Annotated in this window: 6 protein-coding genes; 2 read left to right on the top strand and 4 right to left on the bottom strand. The window is 42.5% G+C overall.

The features are described 5' to 3' along the window. Nucleotides 1-474: 474 nt before the first annotated feature. From AK823_RS08545 to AK823_RS08530, 4 genes are all read right to left on the bottom strand, one after another. Nucleotides 475-2,928, bottom strand: a complete 2,454-nt coding sequence (locus AK823_RS08545; protein ID WP_068328213.1) for a hypothetical protein — start codon at nucleotides 2,926-2,928, stop codon at nucleotides 475-477. A 336-nt stretch (nucleotides 2,929-3,264) separates the two neighbouring features. After that, entirely contained in the window at nucleotides 3,265-4,359 is a 1,095-nt protein-coding gene (locus AK823_RS08540; RefSeq protein WP_068330246.1) for a hypothetical protein, read from the bottom strand. Between the two features lie 317 nt (nucleotides 4,360-4,676). Next, nucleotides 4,677-5,315 carry a 2-polyprenyl-3-methyl-6-methoxy-1,4-benzoquinone monooxygenase gene (gene coq7, locus AK823_RS08535; RefSeq protein WP_228138942.1) on the bottom strand — a complete coding sequence of 213 codons (639 nt, stop codon included), beginning with the start codon at nucleotides 5,313-5,315 and terminating at the stop codon, nucleotides 4,677-4,679. Between the two features lie 139 nt (nucleotides 5,316-5,454). Continuing rightward, the gene (locus tag AK823_RS08530) at nucleotides 5,455-6,798 is read right to left on the bottom strand and encodes an MFS transporter (RefSeq protein WP_068328210.1); all 1,344 of its coding nucleotides are present in this window, start codon (nucleotides 6,796-6,798) and stop codon (nucleotides 5,455-5,457) included. 347 nt (nucleotides 6,799-7,145) lie between these two features. Here AK823_RS08530 and AK823_RS08525 point away from each other — a divergent pair, with 347 nt between their 5' ends. Together AK823_RS08525 and AK823_RS08520 are read left to right on the top strand one after the other, a co-directional pair. Then, nucleotides 7,146-10,601: a BamA/TamA family outer membrane protein gene (locus AK823_RS08525; RefSeq protein ID WP_068328209.1), complete on the top strand. Its 3,456-nt coding sequence runs from the start codon at nucleotides 7,146-7,148 to the stop codon at nucleotides 10,599-10,601. A 122-nt stretch (nucleotides 10,602-10,723) separates the two neighbouring features. Further along, entirely contained in the window at nucleotides 10,724-15,721 is a 4,998-nt protein-coding gene (locus AK823_RS08520; RefSeq protein WP_068328204.1) for a translocation/assembly module TamB domain-containing protein, read from the top strand. Nucleotides 15,722-15,840: the final 119 nt, after the last annotated feature.

The raw sequence follows: 15,840 nt of genomic DNA, 5'->3' as shown, positions 1-15,840 counted from the left end.
CGAACATAAACGGTTACCTTTACCTGTTAGCTGACTAGCGATAGCTTCCATGATACGCTCAAGTAACTGTCCGTAATCAGTAGTACGAGCATTACGGGCAATAGCCAATTGTTATTTAGCTACAAATGACATTCAGCTAAGAAAGTCTTAAATAAAGATATCTTTATTTAAGACTTTCTTAATTGCAGTAGATAACTTATATCCTTATAAATTAAAGTCATTTGTCTATAAAATCAGTAGATTAATATGCATTAACGTGCATATATTATGCGCCACCATAGGTACACACGCAAGCTGTGCATAGTAAGCGTCATTAACTCAATGACTACTAGTCCGTCATTAATAACCGCTAATAATTAAGGGGTGTTTTACCTATAATCAAAGCTCTGAGAAAGACTATCAATGTTGACTAGAGCTATGAATAGTTTGCTACCAGCAAAAGCATAACAAGCTACTCATTATTCTAAATGAAGTTTACTGTTGTAATTGTTTGTGCAAGATGCGGCGCAACGTCAAAATAGTTTGTGGGTTAGCTTGGATACTATGACCGCCACTGATTACTGTTTCGGAGGCAGCACCATCGAGATGGGCACTGGTGTAAGGCACAATGCCATCAGATAAACGCTCAGTGAGTGCTTGGCTAATATCTTCATCTACCATCACTGCGGCGACCAGTGGTGCGCTCGGTATAGAAGATGTATCAGTATCACCACTTGTATCCGCTTTTGTTGCTTGGGATAAGTCTATCCTAGCTCCACCGGGCTGCATTCTTGCCAAGCCTTGAGTGATATCTGTATCATTATTGGCAATAATGGAGTGATAGGTAATACGATCGTTGATAATGATGTCTTTAGTCAACTGAATAAATGAGGACTTGTTACTCAGTTGACTTGCACCATTTTGCAGATATAGCGCACCTAACGGGTTCTGTGCCAAATCACCTTGAGTTGCAATAGTAGCTAAATTATCAGTAACGGTTTTTACTAAGCTTATTGGCAAATATATAATACGCCGTAGTGCACGGGTAAACCAGCGGTCTGCATAATCAGTACCCTGAAATGGTGCAGACAAAAATACAGCGGTATCAACCTGTGGTAAGGTTTGCAGCTGAAAACGCTTACGAATCTCTTCCTTACCAAAAGCCTGTCTGAGAGTCTGATCAATTTGACGTTTTGCGCTATCTGAAATTAAATTCTTATCATCTAATGCGTCGAGATTTTTTGCCAAATTGTCGTCAGAGAGCATCATACGAGAAATGATAGCTCCCATACTGTGGCTGACAATCACGCTGTTTTTACTAGCGCGATTTTGTCCGTTAGGATCTGTTCGTTTATAAGTGGTTTCAAGAAGCTTTTGAATCTGATAGCGATTTTCTAGAATAGGCAGGTTGGTCGGATAAAATATTTGCCATACTTGATAGTTGTCACGTAGCTTGTCATCACTGAATATATCGTTGGTTAAGTTAACCCATGTCGCAGGACTGGAAGCTAAGCCATGTATCATGACAATCACACGCTTATTAGGGTCATAAGGTTCAAGCATAAATAGCTTAGGCAGTGTTGTTTCTTGGCGCCGCGTCAGTAAGTTCAAATAACCGACACCGTCAAGCTGGTTCTCTGCCAACCACAGTCCATAACCTGCAGAAAAGTTAGCGGCAAGCGGATAGTCATTACCAAGGATATTGACGCTGTTACTACGATAGGGGTTATATAAGTGAATATCGAGCTGATTGCTACTAAGTACGTCAAGCACACTGTCACCTATTGGCTTTACCACACCGGTCATAAGTAGATGCCCAGTAGGATAGATGCGCGTGCTCGTTTCGCTATCTTCCATGCTACCGTTGCTTGCCATTGCAGATAGCTTACCTGATAGCGATGAAGCTAATAGTTGGCGGATAGTAGTCGTATAACGGTCATCCAGTGAGGCAACCAAGCTGACACCAAGACCTGGACGCTTACTGACTGAGTTTAGTCCCGTCAAACGCAGCTCATAAGTTGAAGTCAAATCAGCAAGTGCAGAAGCTTGCTTATGTGCGTTTTGTAGATAGTTGTTTTCATTAGGTAGATAAACGTTGAGGTCATAGTTGTCGACTTGGATATTCATGACGTTAATCTGATCAGTAGGCTTACCACGCAACGGCGCTCGATTGGCAATTGCTGCCTTGTTACTAGTATCAATCGTAGCATTGGTTGGCAGGTACTTTATTTTGGTATTGTCCATCATGCTATTTGAAGAGTCTGTTGAACGATATAACTGTGTAACAACGCTGTTAGTGGCCGCATTATAGACGTCTTGAGTTTGGATATCGATATCGGTTGGAATACGTTGGGGTTGGCGCACGACAGTTTTGTCAGTACTAGCCTCTTCAAAATCGTGGGTTAAGCTATCATAAAATAAATAAGTATAACTAAGTTTAATCGCATCAAAAAGCCGTGCCTGATAGCTGTTGACACAGGTGTTGGTATTTCGCTCTTGAGTATCTTTTTGCTCTGCTGTCAAAGGAGCATTAGCGTAATAAGGGTCAAGGGGTGGTCGTGATAAAGCCTGTTGGCAATCTGCTGAGTTAGCAAGTTGAATCGCCTTTGCATAATGAATCTCAGCATAGACAGCAAGTGCCGATCTATAGTGTTCATTGAGTATGCTATCGGTTAATTGTGCTAAACATTGGTCAAAGTACTGTATACACGCTTGCTCATTAAGACCGGCAGACAATAGTGTGGCAGAAGTAGCCGTACTAAGCTTATTTTCAGTAACGATACTACCACGCTGGTTTTTAATGGTTTTTGCCTGAGTTTGCTTGTTGACTGAGACTGTACTACAGGCCGTCAATAGCATCATGGTCGCTGCCATTGCTACTGGCGCAATAGGCATGGGTTTTTTCTTAACATATGCTGACATGACTGCAGTAAGACTGGCAAATGACATAGAAGACCTCAGTAGATGAATTTTGTAAAATAACGCTTTCAATAAGTGCTTCTATAACGAATGCCCATATACTTACGAGTGTAGCGTACCTTGTGCGCTTACACTATATGCATTAACTGTTAACGTTTAAATCTTAATTATTGAACGGCGCAGACTGATAGAAGTAATGGTTAATATTATGGTTTTATAGATAGTTTCTTAAGACAGATATCTTAGCCCACAAAAAAGCGCGTTTGTTTTATGATTGATGCAATATCAATATAAAACGAACACGCTTTTTAAGGTAGCTCTTTATTTAATAATATAGATCAACGGTATGTATTTATAACAATAAATCTAGGTAATTGGAGAGTTCGGTTTAACGTTGATGTTCGGTGCCGGTAAGTCCCAGATGTAGAATTTGCCATCTTCAATCAGCTTGATCTGTTGACGAATGATGCTATTGTCCGGCACTTGTTGTTCGAGTCGACGTAGGCGATCTAAGGCTTCGTTACGGCGATCGCTCAATAAGTCTGACTGAGCTAGGCTTTGTTCTGCTTCGGTATAACCAAGTGAAACAGCCTTGTCCAGATACTTTTTCCCTTCTTTAAACCCACCACCTTCCGATAACATCATGCCATATAGGAAATTGGCTTCACCACTGTCAGGTTTGGCTTTGATAGCGCGATCGACATATTTACCACCGCGAACGGCAAAATCTGAACCTAAGTCTAAGTTACGACCCATACCGTTAAGTTTTGCAGCACGCAAGAGTACATCGTAAGAGGCATTAGGTGCACTGGCGTACGGTTCAATCCACTCGGTCATTACTTTGATTTTTTCGCGAGCATAGTGGCGCTGTGAGCGGTTAGGGAAGTTCGGTGGATAATGACGCGCGTTAGGTGACACTTCTTTAATAAAGTCATCAAGTAAACTGACATCAAGCTTGTCTGTACCAAGCCCCGTTGTCTGCGGAATCAATAACGTAGGCACAAAACTGATATCTGAGATACGTACTTGTGGCGTTGGAAAATTGCCCAGCTGACCACCGCTAATGTCAACACCAGTACTAGTAATAGGACCACGTTGATAAACTTGCGTGGCACCTGTAGGTTTCGGAGTTACAGGAACCACAGGTGTGTAAGGGGTTGGTTGAGCTGGCGCAGCTGCACTGTTTCGCTGGGGCGTAGACTGAGCGGTAGTTGGGGTAGTAGCATCGGCTTCAGGAAGGCTTGGCTGTACACTACTGATAGTTGCATTTGGCTGTGCACGGCGAATAATGCGTTTGCTTGAGTCAATAGCACTCGGTGCGCTGGTACTGATTGCCGGTGCAGCAGTCGTATCAGGGGTCGCAGCTAAGGCAGGAGCTGAAAGCATCATTGTGCAAGCCGTTGCTAGGGCGGTTAGAGTAGCAAATTTATGGTGTTTATCGTGACTTATGGGTTGGCTCATGGCAATCGTTACCTTGGTTGTTAATAAGTTGTTTTTAATCAATGATGTTCCATTAACATCTGCAATACTGCATGCAGTTAAAACGTTTGGCTAATAAAATATGCTCAGTGCTATAAAAACTGATGAAAAACTGTACAAATTTTTTATACCCTATCAAACTAGCATCAAGCCTCTCAATAGTAGGATTGTTAAAAATCCTACAGATTAGCTTCAGTTATCAGAATTTTGAAGTACTTTATCGACTAAAAGATTTTATGAGATTTTGAATTTTTAGCGGGCTATTTTGATTGTAAAATATATTTTTTAACTTTACACCTTTATAAATGATAAGCAGTGGCTTTCATACGATTGGCCATCCAGCGCATGGTATGGCGAATAGGGGGCGATAATGCTGTACCGCCGCTATTGATTGCCAGCTCCCGATGATGTAGCTCTTCAATATCCATCTGTGCCAGTATCTCACGCGAGCGCTTATCTTGGATGGGTAGCTGTCCTATATGATCTTGCAAATGCTCACTAACTTGAGCTTCAGTTTCAGCGACGAAGCCTAAGCTAAACTCATTCGAGATAGCACCAGCAACCGCGCCAAGACCAAACGACATGCCATACCATAATGGTGTAAAGACACTAGGATGACTACCCAGCTCTTGCAGACGAGTCTCACACCACACCAGATGATCTACTTCTTCCTCAGCTGACTGCTGCATGGCTTGCTTCACGCCATCATCTTTTGCACTAAAAGCTTGCCCATGATATAGCCCTTGCGCGCATACTTCACCAGTATGATTAATACGCATGAGCCCAGCCACGTGCCGTGCTTCAGTGATACTCAGTTCAGGAATAGTATCATCGCTGACAGGTAGCGGGCGAGTACTAGGATTGGAATGTGGAACGACTGCCCGTAGCGCCTTGTCGACGCCAAGTAACAGATTGTCTATCTTAGATAAGGAACGCAGTGCCATGATTAGCTCCTGATGTAGCTTTGTTTCGTTAGTGTCTTAATTTAATTTTGCAAAAATAATAATTCATTACTATAGCAAACAATATTGATTATCGGCATGAAAATTCTGTTAGAGCGATATTATCTACACTGCATTAGTCTTGCCTGCTGAATGAGTCATCATCGTCAGTTTGCATGACAGCCTGCCTGAGATGTTTATTGAGCTTGGTATATAAAAACACACCAAAAACAATATTAAGTATGCCAGTGACCAAAAACAACTGTGGCAGCGACATATTTAACGTATTTAATACTACGATAGCAAATATGGCAGAGGTGACCATAAAAATAGCATTAAAAATATTATTGGCACCAACAATACGCGCACGATGGCTTTTGGGTGCATAAGCTTGCATAGATGCATATAAAGGCACGATATAAAGGCCGCCACTAAAGCCCAAAAAGAATAGATCAGCAAACACGCGCCAGCTGCCATTTATACCAAATAAATCGCTAATACTTAACAGTGCTTCAGAATTAACATTAATATTTAGACCTGATAAGGAGAAATAAAGGTCAATAGCAAAGATACTTAAGCCTGCAATACCAAAAGGTAATAGACGCAAGCTAACTTGGTTCTTGGTTAAGCTTTTGCATAGTAGTGAACCGATAGAAACCCCAACGGAAAATAGGGTTAATAGGAAAATAACAACGGACTCATCACCATGTAAGATGACTTTGCTAAATTCAGGTGTTTGGGTCAAGAATGTTGCACCATAAAACCAGAACCAGCTATTGCCCAAAATTATAAAGAACAAAAATGGCAAAGAATACAAATAGCGCACCGTGGCCATACTGGTGGTAAAAATATTCCAATTAATAGTTAGGTTAGGCTGCATTGCTGGCATGATGGGGATAAAGCGCGCTGCTATGTAGCCTAGTATTGCTACCAACACAACCGTTACACTAATCCAATAAAGCGACTGCGGCAATTGCGTCAATACCCCAGCGATAATCATACCAAGCAAAATAGCAAGGGAAGTACCCATCTGAAACAAACCATTGGCACCGACTAGCTCGTCTTTTTGCATTGCCTGCGGTAGATAAGCATATTTAATCGGACCAAAAAAGGTAGAATGCGTACCCATCAAAAACAGCGCCACGAATAATAGCGTATACCACTCAAATACAAATCCTATGGCAGCGACCGTCATAATAACCAGCTCGAGTAGCTTCACAAAGCGAGTTAGTTTGGATTTTTCAAATTTATCTGCGATTTGGCCAGCCAATGCGGAAAACAAAAAATAGGGCAAAATAAATAGCATCGCTGCCAAATTATTTAAAATACTCACTTCTACGCCGATTTGACTGGCAGCGGTATAAGTCAAAACTAAGATTAACGCTTGCTTAAAAATATTGTCATTAAATGCACCCAAAAATTGGGTAAAAAACATAGCGTTAAAGCGACGACGCTTAAATAATTGAAACTGATTTGCCATGTGGACTCCTACAAGCGGCCAGCGTCTAATGCATAAAGTGGGCTAAACATAAGCAACACAAGGTGCTTCTATGTTATATAATTATGAATATTATCAAAAACTTATCGAAATATAAGATAGGTTTTATTATTTTTAGACCGTATAATAGCAAGGCTTTGCTATAAATACATGCGCTAGATGCTATGATTTGATAATTAACTAAGCTATGATTTGTAAGTTTGACATGCTTTTATCGACGTTGATTATAAGCACTATTAATTTTAAATGTGATAAGTATATTCACCGGTAAGTATAGGCGATACCCATCGTCAGTATAAGCATGCCGCGTGAGGTGATAGGAAATAAGTATGATAAGACAGCAGCCCTCAACGCAATCACGCAACTTGTCAAACTTGCCGCGTACCTCTTTTACTCGCTCAACGCTTTTTACTGCGCTGGCGAGTGCGTTAGTCGGTTTTGGCGCAGCATCTCCTGCCATTGGTGCTGATAATGTTAAGACAAACACCGATGGCTCAGCTCAGCTTTCAAGCTTGTCCAAATACAATGCTCTAATGTCTGATCAAGAGACCGAGCTTGATGCCGCTTTAGATGCGCTACGCCTAAAAAAAGCAGTAGAGCAAGGTGTTATTGATCAATCGGTATTAGATGATTACAGTGAGCAAAGTTTAGGTGGGAAGTCGCAAAAGTCTTTATCAACCAAACCCATCAAGCGTAACCCTAACGTCTCAAAAAGCTCAGATAGCTTAAATGATGTGGATATACTGCAAGCCAATATACCCGATGATAATCTGTTAGAGCAGGCAGCCACAGTGCAGCAGCAAGGCTATCAGATGATGACGCCTGAACAGATTGAGCGTGAACTTGCTGCGGTAGATGCAGAGAATAATCAAAACGATTCTGAAGGTAACAATTCTTCAAGCAATAACTCTTCAAGCAACAATAGCAACAATGCTAATGATGGTTTTGATAATCCTGTCGCGACTTTAGATAGCCAAGAGATTCCTATTGGTTTAGATCCAAGCCTAGATGCGGCAAGTTTACCAGCGCCGACCAATCTTGATACCCTTGGACGTGTGCAAAATGCTGCAGAGCGTGCTGAGACGGCTGAAATCCTGTCACGTCCGCTTGATGTGAGTGATTCTGTTGGCAGTGGTAATGTAAAGGATAGCCAACAGAGCCCTGCTCAAACTCTCGCACAGCAAGACAGTGATATGGTGACTGGCGCTGAGGACACTATCGCTGATATCAAGGCTGAGGCAAGTACAGGCAAATTACCTATCCAAGGTGAAACGGTAGGGCAGCAAGAAGGTGCGCAACCCAAGGCCTTGAATCCTGATGACTATTTACCTGAATACCAAGCTGTCTCTGAGACGCAGGCAGTCACTGACAGTATCGTGCAAGCCTCTAAACCTTCGCGCAAAAACGGTAATATTGTCAAGCGCCTATACAACCGTTTGTTTAACGGTGGGGTAATGGCGTTGCCAAACGTAGAAACGACTATTTACTTACAGCAAGCTGCCACTAATGATAATGCTCAGCCAAAATTGATCAAGGCTGACGACGACAGTCAGCCAATCAATAACATCAAAGCGGCACTTGATGATACGAACGTGCAATCTGTTGCTGATTTTACCGCCGCCTTACCACGTCTACGCCAAACTGCATTAGATGCCGCGCGTGCAGTTGGTTATTACGATGTTACCCTACGCCTGCGCCAACCAACTATTGATACTATTGACGTCATTATCGAAGAACTTGGTGAACCTGTGCGCGTTGATAGTCGTATTGTAGATATTCGCGGTGAAGGTATCGAACAACCTGAATTTCAAGCGCTCGAAAAAGATATGCCGCCACAAGAAGGAGATATCTTTAATCATCGTGTTTACAAAAACAGCAAAGCCGCACTTGAAGCCTTAAGTAATACCTATGGTTATTTTGATCAATACTGGTTAAACAAATCCGTCGATATCATTTTGCCGGACAACACAGCTGATGTTTCACTGGTTTACAATACTGGTAATCGTTATGATTTTGATGAAGTGGTGTTTTTTACCTACGATGAGGCGACAGGAACTCTTACACGAGATCCTGAAAAACTTCCGGTTGAGACTTCATTATTGAAACAGATGTTTGACTTTGAAGCAGGCGATCCGTTCTATCGTCCGGCCATTACCAAACTTGGTAATGACTTATCAGCGACCCGTTATTTTAATACCGTCAACGTTGAGACGATATTGCCACCGGATGAGCTCAGCGAAAGCAGCACCTTAGCTTTTGATAATACTCCGATAGATGCTGATAATGATGGCATTATAGATGATGATGTCGACAGTGCGGCTAATGTTAACTCTTCTGATAACGGCAATAGTGGCGAGTCGGCGATGAATACCGTCAATGCTCAAAGTGCTGACGATAATGTTGATAGCAGCGATGATGTCGAGAACAATGGTGAGAACATTGAAGCCAATAGTGGCGCTACTGTAGATGCAATGGATGTTGCTCCTATTGAGTTTGAAGTCGATCAAGAAACGCAAGACAAGCTGCTAGCTATCAAGCGTAAAGCAGATCGGTTAAGTGGCTTGCCAGATGATCGGCTGCTCGATGAAAAGACGCAAGAAGCAGATAGTATTCTAGGAAAAATCAGTAACTCCATTAGTAAAGTTGCCAAAAAGATCTTCCCTGATGAAGAAAGTATACTGGCTGATGAAAACTTTGTACCGCCTACACTTGCAGGACGTAAAACACCCCAGCAAGTTCAAGAAAGCAAAAAAGTACCACTGTATGTCTTTGTCTATGCTGATAAGCCACGTGATGCGCAAGTGGGTATTGGTTATGGCACAGACACAGGTGTGAGAGCAACTGCTAAGATAGACTATAACTTGATTAATCGTAAAGGCTATCAAGCAGGAGCAGAAACTGAGATCTCACGAATCAATAAAAATGTTGCCGTTTATGCCAGTCGACCATGGAAACATCCGCTCAATGATAAGCTAGAGGGACGTCTTACTTATGAAGAAGAAGTGATCGATCAGGGCGAAGGTAACTTTGATTTATCCACCAAAACGCTAAAAGCAGCGTTAGCCCGTAATATTCGTCGAGAGAATGGTTGGAATCGTAGTTATTCTATGCGCTATCGTTTAGACGAGCTGGAAACTGGCGTTGATGATGCTGAGTTGGATGATCTGCCTATACGTTTTACCTCTTCTAGGCCTACGCAAAAGGCACTACTGTTTGGCTATGGTATAAATAAAACGGATGTCGATAGTGCTACTAATCCGACTCGCGGTATACGTCAATACTATGCTATTGAAGCAGGAGCAGATAAGGCGCTTAGTGATACTGATTTGGCTATAGTTCGCGCTGGTGTTAGTGGTATCTATAGCTTCGGAGACTCTAATAAGCATCAAGTGCTCGGTAGTTTAAATACAGGGTATATTTGGGCAGATGATTTTTATGAAGTACCTTATAAGTTGCGCTTTTTCGCTGGTGGCGATCAAAGCATTCGCGGTTATGATTATGAAAGCTTATCGCCATTAGAAAATGGTTATCTAACGGGCGGGCAAGTACTAGCAGTCGGTAGTGCCGAGTACAATTATGAATTTATTCCTGGCTTTCGTGGTGCAGTATTTACCGATGTAGGTAATGCTTATGATAAAGACTTTGAGACTGAAACCAAAGTCGGTGTCGGTGTCGGTATTCGCTGGGCATCGCCTGTGGGAATCGTACGTGTAGATGTCGCTGCTGGCGTGACAGAAGATAGTGTTCCAATTAGACTACACTTCTTTATTGGCTCGCCTTTATAGCTGAAATTATAGACTCAATCGTCAACGTATAGGTTAAGTCGATCAAACTAGAAAAGCCCAATGAGTCGCTTTTATTAATTCTACCAATTTCTGGTAATAATCTTTTAACGTAGTTGAGTGTCATGTTGACCAAAAAGACCCCGCCTGACCGTTCACCGGATGAAGATCCTGCCCAAAGAGATGCCCGCGCGGTAAGACGCTGGTATCCACTGTCCTTTGTACTTAAGCTACTGGTACTGATACTTATCGTTCTGCTGATTATGTTTGCGATCTTCTTTTACATGACAGGAACAGAGTCAGGTACGAAGTTTATCTTAGAAAAGATAAGTGCTGAGACGGGGATTGAGCTTAAATACGGTAAGGGAAATTTACGTGACGGCATTTGGGTTACGGATATAGATATCCAAGCGACTGAGGATCTTGAAATATTGGTGGACAAAGCTTATGTAAAAATAGGCTGGCGTGCTGTCTTTGCTAAAGAAGTGCATCTTAGTGATGCTGATATTCAGCGTATAGAAATTATTAATAATAAACCTCCAACTGGTGAAGCATTTGATTATAAAACGCTTAAACTTCCGGTTAATTTGCGTTTTGATCAAGCAAAAATAAAGAATATCGTTTACAAGCAAGTAACCAAAGATCCTATCGTGGTGCACGATATTAATGCTCGTGATTTAACGTGGGTAGGTAGTAAAGTGACGGTTGGTCGTGGTGATTTACGTTATGCAGATATTGTCAAAATCAGTGCATTGCAAGGCAGTATAGATTTACAAGGCGACTATCCGTTAGATCTCAGTGCTATCGCTGAAGTCAGTGCGTTAGAAAAGGCCTATATTGATCCACTAAACGTGACAGCGACAGGAACTTTAAAGCGCACAGTAGGTAAGGTGCGTAGTCGTTACAACGAGGGCGATGTCCGAGGTGAGTTTGTGGTGCAGGGGCTTGATAACGACGCACCATTCCAAGCTAAATTGCAATGGGATGATGTTGTTATTCCTTATGTAGATGCACAAAATATTCATTTAAAAAGTGGCACCGCTATCGCAGATGGGGTTATTTCTGAGATACGTCTACGTATTAATACAGAATTGACTGCTAAAGACATCCCTTCAGGACATTATCAAGGACGCGCAATCATTGCCAATAGTCAACTGCGTATTGATCGCTTAGATGCTGATGTACCAGCTGGACGTTTAGTATTGCAGGGCATTTTAGACTGGCAAGACAGCTTCGATGCAAAAATACGAGCGACAGGTAGTAACTTTGATGTGCGTCGTGCTATTCCTGATGAATATACTGATTTTAAAGCGTATGCGCCGCAAAAGCTCAACGGCCGGCTATCAATGCATTATCAACAACAAAATAGCGCTGGGAATACGCAGATTGATGCTGACTTGCGTCAACGTGATGGCGAACACGTCAATGCCAATATTGTCCGTGGCAAAACGTCATTAAAATCTAAGCAAGTGGCACCTTGGTACATTGATGCTAAATGGCAAAATCTCACTCGTCGCAATGTACCTAACATTGGCAATATTGACAGTCCAAATGGACAGGCTGATGTCATCGTGCGCGGCTCAAGCTTATCGATCGATGCCAAGGCTCTTATCAATGAGCTAAACGCAGCGCCTAAAGGTAACTACGATGTAAAAGTTCGTAAAGTTGGTAATGTCATCGATATCAACGGTCTTAATTATAAAGGTATAGTCGGTGATTTATCAGGTAATGGGCAGATTCAGTTAGCGACTAAGCAGCGACCGTTGACATGGCAGATTGATGCACGTACCAATGGTTTGCTACCCAAACAATACCGTGACGATTTGCCACTTGAGCGCCTGACAGGAAGTCTCAGTGCTCGTGGTCGTTTGCTCAATATTACTAAAAACGGTGTCAAAGGTCAGCGACACATCATTAATTTGAATAAGACTGACTTGCAGGCTCAGCTTGATGCTACCCAAAATGGTCGCGACATTGGTATAGCAGGTAATGGCGATGCGAGCATTGATGTTGTCGGTGGCAAGCTATCAGTATTTGATGTACGTTTTAATGGTCAACTTGATACTGCTGATGTTCCCAATGGTCGACTATCCATTGATGCTGCTGGCACGCCAAAGTTAATCAACGTGCGTAAGCTAGATTATGCTGGTGAAGCTGGTGCTGTTAATGTGAAAGGTGTGATTGATTTGCGCCAAGATATTGGCTGGACAGTGAATGGGCGTTTTAACAATTTCGATTTAGGTTATTTTTTACCGAACAATCCAGCCATTCTCACTGGTGATTTGAACACGAGTGGACAATGGCAACCTGCGCCCAAAAACCGCCCTGATGCAAAGAGTAAGTTACGACGCTTTGCTATAAATTTCGATGGCGTACTGGATGCCAAGCAGCTCCCTGCTGGCAAACTGACTATTGATGCTAGTGGAGACTCACAACTCATTCGTATTAAGCGTTTCCGTCATGTGGGTGCCGCGGGTAGTATCGATGCTCAAGGGTCAATAGACGTGAGTAAAGGTATTGCGTGGGATATCAGCGCAGTGATGGATCGCTTTAACCTAGGTTACTTCCTAAAAGACACGCCAAGTACCATTATTGGCAGCATAAAAACGGATGGAAGCTGGAGTAAAGCGCAGCAAATTATCAATCTACAACAAATCAACCTAAATGGTACTTTAAAAGGTCAACCTCTGAGTGCTAAGGGTAGTTTAGCAGCCAAGTTAAACTTGCCAGAAGATTTAAGCAGTTATTTCCAGCGTCTAAAAGCTCAAGATGCTAAAGCTCAATATCAGCAGGTAAACGCGCTCATCGATAGTCTCAATGCTAATAATCTTGTGCTTCGTTGGGGTGATAATTATTTGACCGCCAATGGCAACGCCAAGCAGCTACAAGCAAAGATTAATATTACTAGTCTCGATCAGCTTTCAGAAAAGCTTGCGGGTAAAATAACTGGCGGTGCGACCTTGTCCCAGCCAGCAGGACAAGCGTTACCGACTATTTATATAGATCTAGTAGGTGAGCGTATCGCGTTACCTGGTTTTATATTACGTCAAGGCCGCATACGTGGTAAGTTAGTGAATCTAGCAAACAGTCCTAGCCAGTTCATTATTAGTGCCGAAGGTTTAGATGCAGCTGGACAAAGCTTCAAAAATGTTAATGCATCGTTTAGTGGTACCGAGCAGGCACATGTCGTTAATCTTGAGGTGGCTAATGAGAAATTAGATATCTCAGCACGGTTAAAAGGTGGCTTCAACCGTGACCAGTTAAGTTGGTCAGGTGTGATAGGTAAAGGTCGCATCAAGTCACAGTATGCTACTTTGAATCAGTTGCAGCCTGCACAGGTAATCGTTGACTTGCCACAACCAGAAAAAAACGGCGGTACTAGTGATCTAAAAGTTCAATTAGCGGCACATTGTTGGCAAGCAAAAGATCAGACTGGCAAGCTATGTTTACGTGAGAATCTCATTGCTTCAGCCGCTGGTGGACAAGTCAATCTTGCGTTACAAAAGCTCGATGCATCGCTGTTTTCAGTATTCTTACCTAAAGATATCGATTGGCATGGTCAGATTAATGGTAAAGCTATTGTGGGATGGCAACGTGGTAAGCCACCTACTATCAATATGACTTTGTATTCTGACAATGGCAAAATAGGTCTGATTCAAGATGGTGATGCTGCACCTATAACCCTACCTTATGAGCGCGTATCTCTCATCGCATTGTCGGTACCTGAAGGACTAAAACTGCGTACAGATATCAATACTGGAAACGGTGCTCGCGGCTATGCCGAAGTAATCGTAGATCCGTACAAAACACCCAAACCAATATCAGGGGCGCTAGTACTCAACGAGCTTAATCTCGCTGTATTCAAGCCTTTCTTCCCAGGTATGCGCGTACTTGAAGGTAATATTACTATGGCAGGGGGCGTTGGCGGCACCCTAGATAAGCCACAGTTTTATGGAGATGTAAAACTTGCTAATGGCCGTGTTGCCATGCTTGATTTACCAGTTAATCTATCTAACGTCAATGTAGCTGCTAAAATTCGCGGCACCCAAGCGACGATTGATGGAAAGTTTAACAGTGGTACAGGTACGGGTACGTTGATCGGAACAGTTAATTGGCAACAAAAGCTGCAAGCTAAGCTCAGTGTTGTTGGCGAAAGATTGGTATTGACGCAACCACCATTGTTGTTGGCTGAGGTTAACCCTGATATTGATATAATCGTACGCCCAGGTGATCGTTACGTTAATATCGAAGGGGCGGTCAGTGTACCATCAGCGACTATTCGTCCTCCCGAAGCTAGCGAAGATATTATTACCCAGACCGAAGACGCTGTTGTGATTGATAGACGTTTGATTGGCAATATTGACGACGTTTTGGCAGTCTCAAAACCATGGTCTATCAATGCTGATATAGGTATCGATTTGGGTGATGACATTAACTTCCGCGGTTTTGGTGCTGTTATTCCTTTGGCAGGTGCTCTCAATATTAATCAAAACGGTACGGGCATCATGCGTGCTAAAGGGGTTGTTCAAGTATCACGTCGAACTAATATCAATGCCTTTGGTCAGAGTTTAGAACTCAATTACGGGCAAGTGCGCTTCAATGGCGATGTTATGAAGCCGAACCTTAGTATCGAAGCAGTCAAAGTTATTGATGGCAAAACGGTAGGTTTGCGGGTTAAAGGTAATACTGAAAGTCCGAATATCATCGTATTCAATAATGCAGGACTTACCCAGCAGCAAGCTATGAATGCATTAGTAACTGGCCGTATCAATAATACAGGTGCGACCCAAATCAGTGAGCAAGGCTTTAAGTCTCAGGTAACCAACAACCTAGCCGCTGCTGGACTAAGCTTCGGCCTTAGCGGTACACGTAGTTTAACTAATCAAATAGGTCAGGCTTTTGGTCTGCAAAGCCTAACTGTTGATGCTTCAGGAAGTAGTGAAGATACGAATGTTAATGTCACAGGTTACGTAACCCCTGACTTATATATTCGCTATGGAGTAGGTGTCTTTAATGCTCAAAATAGCTTGTCTATTCGTTATCAATTAACGCGCCGTATCTATGTTGAAGCAACTTCTGCGGCTGAAAATGCAGTGGATGTGGTCTATAGTTGGCAGTTCTAAACGGTAACGCTCTACATGCTTTCTTAAAAAGTGAGCGCAGTTGAAGACTATAATAAGAAGCTGCTATAAATAATCAGTACCCATTATTTTCCAATAAAAAACGCCTTTCGATAAAGGCG

The sequence above is a fragment of the Psychrobacter sp. P2G3 genome, from assembly GCF_001593285.1.
Taxonomy (GTDB): Bacteria; Pseudomonadota; Gammaproteobacteria; order Pseudomonadales; family Moraxellaceae; genus Psychrobacter.
The sequence above is the reverse complement of the archived record's forward strand: the minus strand, read 5'-3'. Positions and strand labels throughout refer to the sequence as shown.